A 14,062-nucleotide genomic window follows, 5' to 3' on the forward strand; every position below is an offset into this window, starting at 1 on the left:
GTCCAGAACGGGCCCGTTTCCCGTCCCGGGCCACCCGGGACGCCCGGCGCGAATATCCCGGGCGCGGCCGCGGGATCCGTTGCTACTGTCTCCCGCCGCAGGCCGCCGGGCATCCGCCGGAGGACACACCTGCGCACACCGAGGAGCTTGTGTGACCTCTGCACCACAGGAACTGACCATCCGTCCGCTCACCGGGCCCGAGGAGCTCGGGCTCTTCCGCCGGCTGTCGTACACCCTCGATCACGAGCTCGCCGACGACCTGGAGAGCGGGCGTCGCCGTCCCGAGTGGATGTGGGTGGCGATGCGCGGCGAACGCCTGGTGGCACGGATCGCATGGTGGAGCCCGAACGGGGAAGCGCCCCTGCTCCTCGACTTCTTCGACCTGGACGACACCCTGCCCGAGCCCGAACGCGGCGGGATCGGCCTGAAGCTGCTGGAGACGGCGACGGCCGCGGTCGTCCCGGCCGGCGCCCCGAGGCCCGAGTACGGGCGCTTCGTACCGGTCGACTGGCGCGAGGACCCGGCCGTCCGCGACGCCGTCGGGGCCCGGATCCGGGTCATGGAGCGTTCCGGTGCACGGATGCTGGTCGAGCGGCTCCGTCTGGAGTGGCGCGCCGGCACGCCGGTCCCCGCCGACAGCGGCCGGCTCCGGTTCCGCCCGGTCGACGGCCGCGAGGACCTGCTCGCGCTGATGACACCGGTGATGGAGGGCACCCTCGACGCACACGGGCAGGCCGACCTGGCCTCCGGGCTCGGTGCCCGCGAGGCCGCCGAGAAGCACTACGACGAGGAGCTGGCGAAGTACCGGACTCCGCGCGAGTGGTGGCGGATCGCCGAGCTCCCGGACGGTGAACCGGTCGGGTTCGTGATCCCGGCGCGCAACGACTACAACCCGATCATCGCGTACATCGGTGTGCTGCCCAGCCGCCGCGGCCACGGCTACATCGACGACATCCTCGCCGAGGGCACCAGGGTGCTGGCCGCGCAGGAGGGCGTGGAGCGCATCCGGGCCTCCACCGACCTCGGCAACGTGCCGATGGCCAAGTCCTTCGCGCGCCTCGGGTTCGTGAACTTCGAGCGGTCCTTCGACATGGTGTGGGACTGAATCCGGTGGACGGCCCGCCGGGTCACCGGTTACGGTGACCGCACCCGCCCGAGAACCGAGGAAGGAGGCGAGAACCGTGCGTACACCCACTGCTGTGTTCCCGCGCTCCCGTCCCGTTCGCCGGGCGGTTTCGGTTTCGGTCTGACCGGGAGCGCACCGCTTCTTCCGGAGGACTGTTCCATGACCGATCTGGTCATCCGCGCGCTCACCGAGAGCGACGCACATCTTTTCCACACCCTGCGGGGACGTGACCTCGTCGGCCGCGCCGCGTTCGGGCACCACTACGCCACCACGGACAACGGCGGCGACTACCGCCCCGAGTGGACCTGGGTCGCCCTGCGCGACGGTGTCGTGGTGGCCCGTGCCGCCTGGTGGGCCGGGCCCCACGACACCGAGCCGGTACTGCTCAACTGGTTCGACTTCGCCGAGGGCGAGGAGGCGGCGGGCGCCGAACTGCTGCGCCGCGCCCCGCTGCACGCCGAGTACGAACTGATCCTGCCCGCCGACTGGCGGGAGCGGCCCGATGTCCGGGCCGCCGCGGAGGGCCGGATCTCCGCCGCCCGCGCGGCCGGGATGAAGCCGCTGGTCGAGCGGTACCGCTACGAGTGGACACCGGAGTTCGGCCTGCCCGAGCGGCCGGGGCGGCTGGAGTTCCGGCCGGAGCCGGACGACGAGGTGATCCTCGATGTGCTGCGCCGGGTCCACTCCGTCACGCTGGACGCCCACGCCCGCCGGGCCATCGAGGGCCCCGGCGGTCTGGAGCAGGCGGCGCGGGAGGAGCTCGACTTCTTCCACTGGTGCCCCTCGCCGCGCTCCTGGTGGCAGCTGGCGTACACCCACGACGGTGAGCCGGTGGGCATCCAGGTGCCCGCCCACAACCCGTCCGGGCCGTGCATCGGCTTCATCGGCGTCGTGCCCGAGCAGCGGGGTCACGGCTACGGGTACGACCTGCTCGTGGAGTGCACGCACTTCCTCGCGGCCGAGGGCGCCGAGTTCATCGCGGGCGCCACCGACCGGGGCAATGTGCCGATGGCGGCGGCGTTCGCGCGGGCCGGTCATCGCATCAACCAGGAACGCATCCATCTGGTGTGAGTCCACGGGTGAGTTCCGCCAGCCATTCCAGGCGGAGCTGCTGCGCGGCGGGGATCTTCGCGTCCTCGCCGCGCGGCCCCACGTTGAGCAGCAGGTTGCCGCCGTCGGCCGCCGTCTCCCGTACCAGCGACTCCAGTGCCTCGCGGCCGAGGTACGCCTCGGGCGGGGAGTTGCGGTTGTAGCCGAAGCTGTGGTCGATGCCGCGCGTGATCTCGTACGGGTCGGGGCCGCTGTAGCGGGCGAATTCCGGGGTGCGGAAGTCGTAGTACGGGGGCCGGCGCGGGACGAAGCCCTCGCCCTGGGCGACGGTGCGGCGTTCCCAGCTGTCGTACAGGGCCTTGGCACCGGGCAGCCGCAGTGCGCGCCACATCGGTGCGTACGGGAACAGCCGGTCGTTGACGACGCCGTGCGGGACGGCGAAGCGGTAGTACTCGACGAGCCGCTGGACATCGGTGCGGGAGCCGGGCCAGGCGATGTCGTTCCAGAGGATGTCGGGGCGGTGGCGACGGATCAGTTCACGCATCTGGGCGCCGGCGTAGGCGGTGTAGCCGCCGCGCGGTACGGCCGAGACGGTGTCCGCGCCGGTTCCTATCGGGCGGTCGTCGAAGGTCCAGTCGAGTCCCCCGGAGTAGTAGACGCCGAAACGCAGCCCCTCGGCCCGCACCGCCTCGGCGAACTCACCGACGACGTCCCGTGTGGTGTGCCAGCGGGCGCGGTGCGGGTTGGCTGCCTCGGAGGGCCAGAGGCAGAAGCCGTCGTGGTGCTTGGTGACGAGGACGGCGTAGCGGGCGCCCGCGGCGCGGAAGCCGCGGGCCCACTCGGTGGGATCCCAGCTCGCCAGGGCGTCGTTGAAGTCGTCCCCGAAGGCGGTGTACGGGCGGGCTCCGTAGGTCGCACGGTGGTGGGCGGAGACGGGGCTGCCGGGGAACCGGAGCGCGTTCTCGTACCACTCGGCGTACGACGTCCAGCCGAGCGGCGCGCGGCGGCCGGCCAGGGGGAGTTCGTCCGCGGGGACGTAGGGCGGGGCCCAGCCCGGCACCGAGGCCGGCGTCCAGTGCACGAAGATCCCCAGTCCGGCCCGGGTCCACCATGAAGCAACCATGCCGCGAAGTATGGATCACACCGTGGACGGTCCGTCAGGCCGGTGTGCCGGACCGCCCCGCCTTCTGCGCACGGATCAGCTCGCGGTACCAGGCGTACGAGTCCTTGGGGGTCCGGCGCAGTGTCTCGTAGTCGATGTGGACCAGGCCGAAGCGCTTGCTGGCGCCCTCGGTCCACTCGACGTTGTCGGTGAGCGACCAGGTGAAGTAGCCGCGCACGTCGACACCCGCGTCGATGGCCGCACGCAGGGCCCGCAGGTGCCCTTCCAGGTAGGTGATGCGGCGGGTGTCCTCGGCGGGCTCGTCGACGGCGCAGCCGTTCTCGGTGATGTAGAGCGGCGGGAGCCGGTCGCCGAAGCGGTCGTGGAGCTGGACGAGGGTCTCGCGCAGGCCGTCGGGGACGACGGGCCAGCCGAAGTCGGTCTTCTCGTAGCCCTCTATCTCGCGGATGCCGAAGGGGAGTTCGGCGGGCATCCGGAAGCCGGAGAAGGTCTCCTGGGCGTCGGCGTCGGGCGCGCCGACGAGGGTGGGGTTGTAGTAGTTGACCCCGTACCAGTCGAGCGGGGTGGAGATGGTCGTCAGGTCGTCCTCGACCGGTCCCGGCATCAGCGCGGCGAGGTTCTCGTCGGGGTAGCGGCCGGTGAGGAGCGGGTCGGCGAACAGCCAGTTGGTGATCGTGTCGTAGAGCCGGGCACCCAGGCGGTCCTCGTCGCGGTCCCCGGCGGTCCAGACGGGGGTGTGCGAGACGGCGATGCCGATGTTGTCCGCGCCCGCGCCGCGCAGGGCCCGCACGGCCAGGCCGTGCGCGAGGAGCTGGTGGTGGGCGGCGGGCAGGGCGTCGAAGAGGAGGGCGCGGCCGGGTGCGTGCTCGCCGAGGGCGTAGCCGAGCATCGTCACCTCGGCCGGTTCGTTGATGGTGATCCACATCGGTACGCGGTCGGCGAGGCGCTCGGCGACGATGCCCGCGTACTCGGCGAAACGGTAGGCGGTGTCCCGGTTGAGCCAGCCGCCCTCCTCGTCCAGCGGGAGCGGGGTGTCCCAGTGGTAGAGGGTGGGGGCCGGGGTGATGCCGTGGGCGCACAGTTCGTCGACGAGACGGTCGTAGAAGTCGAGCCCCTGCGGGTTGAGCGGTCCGCTGCCGCCGGGCACCACGCGCGGCCAGCTGACGGAGAACCGGAAGGCGTCGGCGCCGAGGCCGGCCAGCAGGGCGACGTCCTCGCGGTAGTGCTGGTGGAAGCCGGTGCCGCGGGTGGTGTCGGTGCCGTCCTTGACCCGTCCGGGCTGTGCGGCGAAGGCGTCCCAGCCGGAGGGGCCCTTGCCGTCGGTGTCTGCCGCCCCCTCGGTCTGGAACGCGGACGCGGAGGCTCCCCAGAGGAAGCCGGGCGGGAACGACGGCACGGTCATCTCGGCCTCCACAGCCGTAAGAGGGAGTGCGTATTGAGCGGAACCTCGCGGGGCAATGATCAGAGCCAGACCTTAATCGCCAGTAACGGGCTCGATCCAGTGTCGTGGGCCGGTGATCGCGGCTGCTGCCGACGATGGGGCGCGGGGCGAGGAGACGAGGAGCGTTGCAATGCTGTTCGAGGTATGGGCACCGGATGCGGACTCGGTCGGGCTGCGGCTGTCGGGCGAGCTGCGGGCGATGGGGCGTGATCCCGGACGGGACGGCTGGTGGACGGCCGAGGCGGAGGCGTCGGACGGGGACCGCTACGGCTTCGTCCTGGAAGGGGGCGGCGAAGAGGGAGGCAGCGGCGCGGCCCCGCGGGTGCTTCCCGATCCGCGTTCGCGCCGCCAGCCGGACGGGCCGGACGGCGAGAGCGCCGTCGTCGACCACTCGCTGTTCGAATGGCGCGGCGGCTGGGCCGGCCGGGGGCTTCCGGGCGCCGTCCTGTACGAGCTGCACATCGGTACGTTCACCGACGAGGGCACCTTCGACGCCGCGGCCGCCCGGCTGGGCCATCTCGCCGGGCTCGGCGTCACCCATGTGTCGCTGATGCCGGTCTGCCCGTTCCCCGGCACCCACGGATGGGGGTACGAAGGGGTGTCGCTCTGGGCCGTGCACGAGCCGTACGGCGGACCGGAGGGGCTCAAGCGCTTCGTCGACACGGCGCACGGTCTCGGGCTCGCGGTCCTCCTGGACGTGGTCCACAACCACCTCGGCCCGTCCGGCAATCACCTCCCGGCCTTCGGCCCGTACTTCACCGATACCCACCACACGCCGTGGGGCGCGGCGGTCAACCTCGACGCCCCCGGTTCGGACGAGGTGCGGGCGTTCCTGCTGGGCAGCGCGCTCGCCTGGCTGCGGGACTACCGGCTCGACGGGCTGCGGCTCGACGCGGTCCACGCCCTGGCCGACGGGCGGGCGCTGACCTTCCTGGAGGAGCTGTCCACGGCGGCCGACGCGCTCGCGGCCGAGCTGGGCCGTCCGCTCCCGCTGATCGCCGAGTCCGACCTCTGCGACCCGCGGACCACGACCCCCCGCGAATCGGGCGGCATCGGCCTGCACGCCCAGTGGAACGACGACTTCCACCACGCCGTGCACACCGCGCTCACCGGGGAGTCCCAGGGCTACTACGCGGACTTCGCCGAGGCTCCGCTGGCCGCCCTCGCCAAGACCGTGACGAGCGCGTTCTTCCACAACGGCACGTACTCCCGCTTCCGGGGCCGCACCCACGGCCGCCCCGTCGACATCGTCCACACGCCCGCCCACCGCTTCGTCGGCTACGCGCAGACCCACGACCAGATCGGCAACCGGGCCCTGGGCGACCGGCTCTCCGCCGCCCTCTCCCCCGGCCTGCTGGCCTGCGCCGCGGCCCTCGTCCTGACCGGGCCCTTCACGCCGATGCTGTTCATGGGCGAGGAATGGGGCGCGCGCACCCCGTGGCAGTTCTTCACCGACCACACCGATCCGGAGGTCGCCGAGGCGGTACGCAATGGCCGGCGGCGGGAGTTCGCGGCACACGGCTGGGCGGCGGGCGACGTTCCCGACCCGCAGGACCCGGCCACCCGGAACCGTTCCTGTCTGGACTGGGACGAACCGTCCCAGGAGCCGCACGCCCGCCTGCTCGCCTGGTACCGCGAGCTGATCGCGCTGCGCCGCGCCCTGCCCGACCTCCACGACCCGGACCTGGCATCGGTGCGCACCGCCCACGACGAGCAGGCGCGCTGGCTGGCGTACCGCAGGGGCGATCTGCGGATCGCGGTCAACCTCGGCGAGAAGCCGGCCACGATCCCGCTGGGCGGCGGCCGGCGACGGGGCGGCGGGGACCGGGTGGTGGCGGCGTGGGAGCCGGTGCGGGCCCCGGGCGCCGACGGGCTGCTGCACCTGCCGCCGGAGTCGTGCGTGGTGCTGGCCGACGGCTGAGGGGCCGGGCGGGGCGGGACGCACCCGGTGCCCGTCCCGCGTCCGGCTACTCGACGATCGCCAGCTCGCGCGCGGTGCTGTTGAGGCGTCGGCCGCCGTCCCCGGTCACGGTCACGATGTCCTCGATCCGCACGCCGAACCGGCCCGGCAGATAGATGCCCGGCTCCACGGAGAAGCACATCCCGGGCACCAGCGGCTGCTCCTCGCCCTCGATCATGTAGGGCGGTTCGTGGGTGGTGACACCGATGCCGTGGCCGGTGCGGTGGATGAAGCGTTCGCCGTAGCCGAACTCGGTGATGACCGCGCGGGCCGCGCGGTCGATCTCCTGGCAGGCGACACCCGGCCGGACCGCTGCGCAGCCCGCCTCCTGCGCCTCCCGCACGATGTCGTGGACCCGCTGCTCCTCGGCGGTGGGTTCGCCGACGTGGACCGTACGGGAGGTGTCCGAGCCGTAGCCGTGCTTGAGACCGCCGAAGTCGAGTACGACCATGTCGCCCCGCTCGATGGTGCGGTCACCCGCCTCGTGGTGCGGATTGGCGCCGTTGGGGCCGGAACCGACGACCGTGAAGTCGACCTGGGAGTGCCCGTACTTCTTGAGGAGCGCGGCCAGTTCGGCGGCGATGTCGGTCTCCTTGCGGCCGGAGAAGCGCACCTTGAGGATCTCCTCGTACGTGGCGTCGGCGGCGGCTCCGGCGGCCGCGAGCCGCTCCAGCTCATGGGCGTCCTTCACCGCGCGCAGCATCGGCAGTGCCTCGGTGAGCGAGACGTACGAGGTGCCCGGCAGAGTGCGCTGCAGCCCGAGCAGATGCATCGCCCAGGCGTTGTCGCTGATCCCGAAGCGGCCCGCGTCGTCGAGCAGCGGTGCGGTGACGGCGTAGGGGTCCTTGCCGTCGGTCCAGTCCCGCAGGGTGAGGGCCGGGGCGCCGACGGCCTTCTCGGCGTCCGGGGCCTCCAGCGTCGGGACGACGAGGACCGGGTCCTGACCGGCCGTGAGGACGAGGACGGTGAGGCGTTCGGTGTTCACGGGCTGGTAGCCGGTGAGATACACGAGATCGGGTCCGGGCGCGACCAGGACGCCCGCGAGCCCGGCCTCGGCGGCGGTCTCGGCGGCACGCGTCATACGGGCCCGGTAGTCGTCGGCGGTGAACGGTACGGGCTGGCTCTGGCTGGACATGCGGGACCTCCTGGCGGCGCGACACGGCACACAGCATCCTGCCCGTCCGGGCCGTTCGACGCGAGCGGGACTCAGGCCCGCGGACCCTGCCGCACGACGAGGTCGGCACGGGTCCGGCCGCGCTCGACCAGGCGCGCGTTGGCCTCGTCGGACTCCGCCACCCACCGCTCGGCGTACGGTCGCGGCTTCCCGAACCGCACATGGCGCTCGACGAGCCGCCGTACCCGCAAGGCCGGGTCTGTCTCCAGGAACCACACCTCGTCGAGCAGTCCGCGCACGGCCGCCCAGGGGCCCTCGTCGTGCAGCAGGTAATTGCCCTCGGTGACCACGAGGGGGATGTCCGGGGGCACGGCGACGGACCCGGCGACCGGTTCCTCCAGGGCGCGGTCGAACGCGGGGGCGTAGACGGTGGTTCCCGCCTCCGGTGTGCGCAGGCGCCGGAGCAGGGCCGCGTACCCGGCGGCGTCGAAGGTGTCGGGGGCGCCCTTGCGCGCGGCTCGGCCGAGCCGTTCCAGTTCGGCCCGGGCCAGGTGGAAGCCGTCCATGGGGACGAGGACGGCGAGGCCGTCGAGCGCGTCGACGAGCCGCGCCGCCAGGGTGGACTTTCCGGCCCCGGGCGGCCCCGCGATGCCGAGAATGCGGCGGTGGCCGGGGACCGCGAGGCGGCGGGCCCGGGCCGCCGCCCCGGTGGGATCGCTGGTGGCCGGATCGCTGGTGTCCATGCGGGGCATTGTCCCGCACGGGGTACGGGTACGGCTCCGGGTCAGCGCGTCGCCCTGCCCTCCAGGTACGCCAGCACCGCCAGCACCCGTCGGTGCACCGTGCCGTCGTCGGGTTCCAGGCCGAGCTTGGCGAAGATCGAGCCGATGTGTTTGCTCACCGCCCGCTCCGTCACGACGAGTTCGGCGGCGATGGTGCCGTTCGCCTTGCCCTGGGCCATCAGTTCCAGCACTTCTCGCTCGCGCGGAGTGAGGCTCCGCAGCGGCTCGGCCGACGACTTGCGGGTCAGCAGCTGGGTCACGACCTCGGGGTCGAGCGCCGTGCCGCCGGCCGCCACCCGGTCCAGCGCCTGGAGGAACTGGTCGACCCGGCCGATCCGGTCCTTCAGGAGATAGCCGATGCCCTGCGCGCCCTGGGCGAGCAGCTCGGCGGCGTACGTCTCCTCCACGTACTGCGAGAGCACCAGGATCGGCAGCTCGGGCAGTTCCGCACGGGCGGCGAGCGCGGCGCGCAGCCCCTCGTCACGGAAGCTGGGCGGGAGCCGCACATCGAGCACGGCGGCGTCCGGACGGTGTTCCAGCAGGGCGGGCAGCACCTCGGGGCCGGTCGCCGCGTCGGCCACCACCTCGTGGCCCGAGCTGCTGAGCAGGAGGATCAGGCCCTCCCGCAACAGCGCGTTGTCCTCGGCGATCACGATCCGCACGGCAGCTCCACTTCGATGTCCGTCGGCCCCCCGATGGGGCTGCTGATGCGGGTGGTGCCGTCCAGGGCGGCGATCCGCCGTCCGATGCCGACCAGCCCGCTGCCGGACCCACCCCGGTCCGCCACACGTGCGGGCCGGGGGCTCGGGCGATCGTCGCCGGTGGAGGGCTTCTCCGAGGTGCCGTGCCGTTCGCCCGCGCCGCCGTGCCCATTGTCGCTGATGGTCACCCGCAGGGTGCCGGGGGGACGTTCGACGCGCACGGTCGCGGCTGTCGCACCGCTGTGTTTGCTGATGTTGGTGAGCGCCTCGGCGATGACGTAGTAGGCAGCGGCCTCGATCGCGGCCGGAAGCCGCCGGCCGTCGTCCACGCCCGCCAGCTCCGCGGTGACGGGCACACCCGCGTCGGCGGCCAACGCCCTTACCGCGCCAGCCAGTCCACGGTCCGTCAGCACCGGCGGATGGATACCGCGCACCACGTGCCGCAGTTCCGCGAGGGCCGCCTCCGCGCCGTCCTGCGCCTCGTCCAGGCGCATGCGCGCGGCGGCCGGGTCGCTGTCCAGGAGCTGCCTGGCGAGGCCGATGCGCAGCGACAGCGCGACGATCCTGGCCTGGGCGCCGTCGTGCAGATCGCGTTCGATGCGTCGCAGTTCGGCGCCGTGCGCCTCGACCGCACCGGCCCGGCTCTCGGTCAGCTGCGCGATCCGTTCGGCGAGCGCGGCCGACGGCGACGAGGTGAGCAGCGACCGTGTCCAGCCGGCCGACAGATCCGCGAGTACGCCGTGCCAGCGCAGCACCCACCCCCGCCGCTCGGGCAACGGGGTCCCGTACTCGTCGGCCGCGCGCCGGTCCAGCAGGTGCACGACCGGCAGTGCGACCCCGTCCACCAGGAGCCCGACCGGCCACAGCACCATCGCGAGGTAGCCGATGGCATTGCCCATGAGCGCCTGGAGGGGCAGCCAGAGCGCGTCGCGCCAGACCGTCGGATCGGCGAGCACCCGCCGTACCCGCTCGGACAGTTCGCCGTCGTCCAGCGGCGGATACCGCGTCGGGGTGAACGGTACGCCCAGCCGCGTCGCGGCCCTGCGCCGCTCGAGCTCCGCGAACCGGCGCAGCACCTTGGCGGCCTCCGGCAGCGCGGGCAGCCCGATGATCACGGCGGCGAACAGCAGCACCGCCACCACGAGGAACGCGCTCACATAGGCGAGCAGCGCGACCGCGACGCCGATGGCCAGATAGCGCGAGGCATCCCACGAACGCCGGATGGCGGCCGTCAGCGGGGCGGGAGTGGTGCTCATGACGCATCACGTTACGGGGGTCCGCCCACCGCCGGAGTAGGGCCCTCTCCCGGGGCGGGGTGGAGCTGGCTGCACCCCCGTTCCGGGACCGCGCGCCCTCGTGCCGACGGCCCGGGATTCATAGCGTTTACCCAGGTCGGAAAGGCCAAGCAGGGCAGGGGAAGGTGGAGGCAACGGTGGACACGATCACAGCGGTGCGGTCGCCCGCGCTGAGGCTGGAGTCGGTGAGCCGGCGCCACGGCCGGCGCGGCCGGGAGGCGACCGCGCTCGATGCGGTCAGTTGCGTGGTTCCGGCCGGGAGCTTCACCGCGGTGGTGGGTCCTTCGGGGTCGGGGAAGAGCACGTTCCTCCAGTGTGCGGCGGGTCTGGACCGTCCGTCCTCGGGCACGGTACGGATCGGGGACACCGATCTCGGTGCGCTTTCGGAGGCCGCGCTGACCCGGTTGCGGCGGGACCGGATCGGCTTCGTCTTCCAGTCGCACGCCCTCAACCTGGTCCCTTCGCTGAGCATCGAGGAGAACGTGGTGCTGCCGCTGGTGCTGGCGGGCGCCGACCCGGCGGACGAGCGGGTGCTGGACCGGGGGCGGGACCTGCTGGACCGGGTCGGGCTGGCCGGCCGCGGCGCGCAGAGCCCGGCGACGCTCTCCGGCGGCGAGCAGCAACGGGTCGCGGTGGCGCGGGCGCTGGTGACCGGACCCGAGCTGATCTTCGCGGACGAGCCGACCGCCTCCCTGGACCCGGAGTCGGCGACGCTGGTCCTCGGCCTGCTGCGGGACGCGGTGCGGATCGACGGCCGTACGGTCGTCATGGTCACCCATGACCCGGTGGCGGCGAGCTGGGCGGACACCGTGCTGACGATGGACGGCGGCCGGCTGCGATGAGCGGGAAGAACAGGAGCCAGGACACGGAACGGCCCGGGCCGGATGTGCGCCGCGGTGTCCGCCGGGCGTCGGCGTTCCTCGCCCGGCGGTCGCTGAAGGCCCATCGCCGGGCCTGGGGCACGGTGTTCGTGGCGACGACGGCGGCGGCCGCGCTGATCGGCGCCTTCGCTCTCGTCGTGGGTTCGCTGCTGCTGGCGAAGCCGCCGGTGGAGCGCTACGCGGGGGCCGACGCGGTGGTGGCGGCAGACCAGCGGGTGACGTACACGGCGAAGCCGTGGGGCAGCGAGCCGCAGACCGCGACGGCGTATCTGCCGGAACGGGTGCGGCTCGACCGCTCCGTGGTGGCGAGGGCGGCAGCCGCGCACGGCGTCGCGAAGGCCGTCGCGGACGATTCGGTACCGGTGACCGTGGGCGGCGAGGGCGGCACGGCCTCGGGCTCCGGCCGTTCCTGGGCTGCCGGAGTGCTCACCCCGTACCGGCTGACGGAGGGCCACGCGCCCAGGACCGCTACCGAGGTGGTCGTCGACGGCGCGCTGGCGGCGGCCACCGGGAGCAGGACCGGTGACCGGGTGACCCTGCAGGCCGACGGGGCTCCCCGGCCGTACACCGTCAGCGGTGTCGCCGGCACCGGGCACCCGGGCGGTCCCCCCGCCGTCTTCCTCACCGAGGAGCGCCTCACCGCCCTGGCCGGGCACCCCGGCACGGTCGACGCGATCGGCGTCCTCGCCGAGAAGGGCGTCTCCACGGACGAGCTGCGGGCATCGCTGGAGAAGGCGCTGCCCGACCGGGCCCGTGGTGACCGTGACGTCCTGGTGCTCACCGGCCCGGAGCGCGGGCGGGCCGAGCACCCGGACGCGCTCGGCGCCCGCGGCGAGCTGCTGCCGCTGCTCGCCTCCATCACGGGAACGGTCTTCATGGTGGCACTCCTGGTGATCGCCACCACGCTCTCCCAGGCGGTCCACCAGCGCTCCGGTGAACTGGCGCTGCTGCGGGCCGTGGGGGCGACGCCCCGGCAGCTCAGGTCGGCCGTCGGCCGTGAGGTGAGCCGGGTGGCCGGTGCCGCGGCGTTGCTGGGCGGGGTCGGTGCCGTACCGCTGGGGCTGCTGATGCGGTCGCTCCTGACGACGGACCCGCTGCCGCTGCCGGTACCGGTGTGGCTGCCGTTCGCCGCGTCGGCCGCGGGTGCCGCGCTCGTCGCGCTCGCCGCCCGCCCGGTGTCGGCCATCGCGGCCAGGTCCATCACCGAGCTGCGGCCCGCCGCCGCACTGGATGCGGCCGGGGCGCCGGAGCCGGGCGAGCCGGGGCGGGTGCGTACGGTCTGCGGGGCGGTGCTGGCCCTGGCGGGCGTGAGTGCGGCCGGTGCGGCGACGGCTCAGGGCGGGCAGGCCGCCGCGGTGGCCGCGTCGGGTGCGGCGACCTCGCTGATCATCTCCGTGGCGCTGCTCGGCCCGTGGATCGCCCGGGTGACAATGCGGGTCCTCGGCACTCCGGTGCGGCGTGCCGGCGGGGTCTCGGGCTTCCTCGCCGCCAGGGGCGCCGCCGCGCACAACCGGCGCCTCGGCGCGGCGATCACTCCGATCGTGCTGGTGGTCACCTTCGTCTGCGTACAGCTGGCGGCGGCCTCGACCCTGGAGCGGGCCGCCGACCGGCAGGCCGCCGCCGCGCTCCGGGCCGATCTGGTGGTGACGGGCCCGGCGGCGGGGCTGCCCGCCGGCGCGGCCCGGGCCGTGCGCGAGACGCCGGGGGTGGCGGCGGCGACCGGAGTGCTGCGCTCCGGTGTCGTCCTCGCCCACCGGGAGATGGGCGATCCGAAGCTCGACCGGTTCCCGGTCCTGGGTGTGACGGCGGACCAGCTGGCCGGCACGCTCGATCCGCGGGTCACCGCGGGCGATCTGGCCGGCCTCACCGGCAGGGACACGGTGGCGGTCGGCAAGGACCGGGCCGACGATCTCGGTGTCGGCCCCGGCGACTCGGTCGAGCTCCGTCTCGGCGACGGCACCGAGGTACGACTCCGTGTGGTGGCGCTCTACGAACGGGCGCTCGGGCTCGGCGAGTTCATGCTGCCCCACGAGGCGCTGGCTGGGCATGTCCCGGCCCTTCGCGACCAGCGGATCCTGATCCGCTCGACGGACGGCACGGCCACCGCCACCGCCGCTTCGGTACGGCGTGCGCTCGCCCGGTACGAGGGGGTGCGGGTCCGGTCCGCGACGGCCGACGACGTACGGATCGCACCCACGTCCTCGGACCAGGACGACGCGATGGGCATCATCGGTGTGGGGGTGATCGGCGGCTTCGCGCTGCTCGCGGTGGTCAGCACGCTGTCCCTGATCACGGTGGGCCGCCGCGCCGAGTTCCGGCTGCTGCGGACGGTCGGTGCGGGCCGCCGTCAGGTGCGGCGGATGCTGGTGCTGGAGACGGGGCTGGTGGCGGTGGCCGGGCTGGCGATCGGCACGCTGGTCGCGGCGGTCCCGCTGGTGGCGTTCGCGGTGTCGGCGACCGGTTCGGTGCCGTATCTGCCACCGGAGCGGTACGGGGTGCTCGCCCTGGCCGTGACGGTCGCGGCGGGTGCGGGGGTGCTGTGGCCCGGGTCGTCCGGCGGCCGGTCCGGCCCCGGGCCACGGGCGTGAG

At 73.7% G+C, this 14,062-nt stretch carries 11 protein-coding genes; 5 read left to right on the plus strand and 6 right to left on the minus strand.

The genetic code is table 11. The features are described from left to right. The first annotated feature begins 151 nt into the window (after positions 1-151). Both AB0D53_RS18245 and AB0D53_RS18250 read left to right on the plus strand, forming a co-directional pair. A complete protein-coding gene (locus AB0D53_RS18245) occupies positions 152-1,105 on the plus strand; it encodes a GNAT family N-acetyltransferase (RefSeq protein ID WP_362447208.1) in 954 nt (317 codons plus the stop codon). Between the two features lie 180 nt (positions 1,106-1,285). Next, a complete protein-coding gene (locus AB0D53_RS18250) occupies positions 1,286-2,197 on the plus strand; it encodes a GNAT family N-acetyltransferase (RefSeq protein WP_362447211.1) in 912 nt (303 codons plus the stop codon). Here the strand turns inward: AB0D53_RS18250 and AB0D53_RS18255 are convergent. Together AB0D53_RS18255 and AB0D53_RS18260 are read right to left on the minus strand one after the other, a co-directional pair. Beyond that, positions 2,169-3,299 (minus strand): alpha-L-fucosidase, encoded by a 1,131-nt coding sequence (locus tag AB0D53_RS18255; protein WP_362447214.1) that lies wholly within the window; start codon positions 3,297-3,299, stop codon positions 2,169-2,171. The two genes, AB0D53_RS18250 and AB0D53_RS18255, sit on opposite strands and share 29 nt — an antisense overlap. A 34-nt stretch (positions 3,300-3,333) precedes the next feature. Beyond that, entirely contained in the window at positions 3,334-4,701 is a 1,368-nt protein-coding gene (locus AB0D53_RS18260; protein ID WP_362447217.1) for a GH1 family beta-glucosidase, read from the minus strand. Positions 4,702-4,870: 169 nt separating this feature from the next. Between AB0D53_RS18260 and treZ the strand changes: the two genes are divergently transcribed. Further along, complete coding sequence (treZ, locus tag AB0D53_RS18265) at positions 4,871-6,661, plus strand: malto-oligosyltrehalose trehalohydrolase (RefSeq protein WP_362447220.1); 1,791 nt, start codon at positions 4,871-4,873, stop codon at positions 6,659-6,661. Between the two features lie 46 nt (positions 6,662-6,707). Here the strand turns inward: treZ and AB0D53_RS18270 are convergent, their stop codons facing one another. The 4 genes from AB0D53_RS18270 to AB0D53_RS18285 all read right to left on the minus strand — a co-directional run bounded on the left by AB0D53_RS18270 (position 6,708) and on the right by AB0D53_RS18285 (position 10,553). Then, on the minus strand, positions 6,708-7,835 hold the full coding sequence (locus AB0D53_RS18270; protein ID WP_362447223.1) for an aminopeptidase P family protein: 1,128 nt from the start codon (positions 7,833-7,835) through the stop codon (positions 6,708-6,710). Between the two features lie 71 nt (positions 7,836-7,906). Beyond that, a complete protein-coding gene (locus AB0D53_RS18275; RefSeq protein WP_362447226.1) occupies positions 7,907-8,566 on the minus strand; it encodes a nucleoside/nucleotide kinase family protein in 660 nt (219 codons plus the stop codon). Between the two features lie 32 nt (positions 8,567-8,598). Then, complete coding sequence (locus tag AB0D53_RS18280; RefSeq protein ID WP_362447229.1) at positions 8,599-9,258, minus strand: response regulator transcription factor; 660 nt, start codon at positions 9,256-9,258, stop codon at positions 8,599-8,601. Next, the gene (locus tag AB0D53_RS18285; RefSeq protein ID WP_362447232.1) at positions 9,246-10,553 is read right to left on the minus strand and encodes a sensor domain-containing protein; all 1,308 of its coding nucleotides are present in this window, start codon (positions 10,551-10,553) and stop codon (positions 9,246-9,248) included. The genes AB0D53_RS18280 and AB0D53_RS18285 overlap by 13 nt, the downstream gene beginning before the upstream one ends. Positions 10,554-10,717: 164 nt before the next feature. Here AB0D53_RS18285 and AB0D53_RS18290 point away from each other — a divergent pair, with 164 nt between their 5' ends. After that, complete coding sequence (locus AB0D53_RS18290) at positions 10,718-11,434, plus strand: ABC transporter ATP-binding protein (RefSeq protein WP_362447235.1); 717 nt, start codon at positions 10,718-10,720, stop codon at positions 11,432-11,434. Beyond that, complete coding sequence (locus tag AB0D53_RS18295; RefSeq protein ID WP_362447238.1) at positions 11,431-14,061, plus strand: ABC transporter permease; 2,631 nt, start codon at positions 11,431-11,433, stop codon at positions 14,059-14,061. Before AB0D53_RS18290 ends, AB0D53_RS18295 begins: the two co-directional genes overlap by 4 nt. Position 14,062: the final 1 nt, after the last annotated feature.

Source organism: Streptomyces sp. NPDC048295 (assembly GCF_040652135.1).
Taxonomy (GTDB): domain Bacteria; phylum Actinomycetota; class Actinomycetes; order Streptomycetales; family Streptomycetaceae; genus Streptomyces.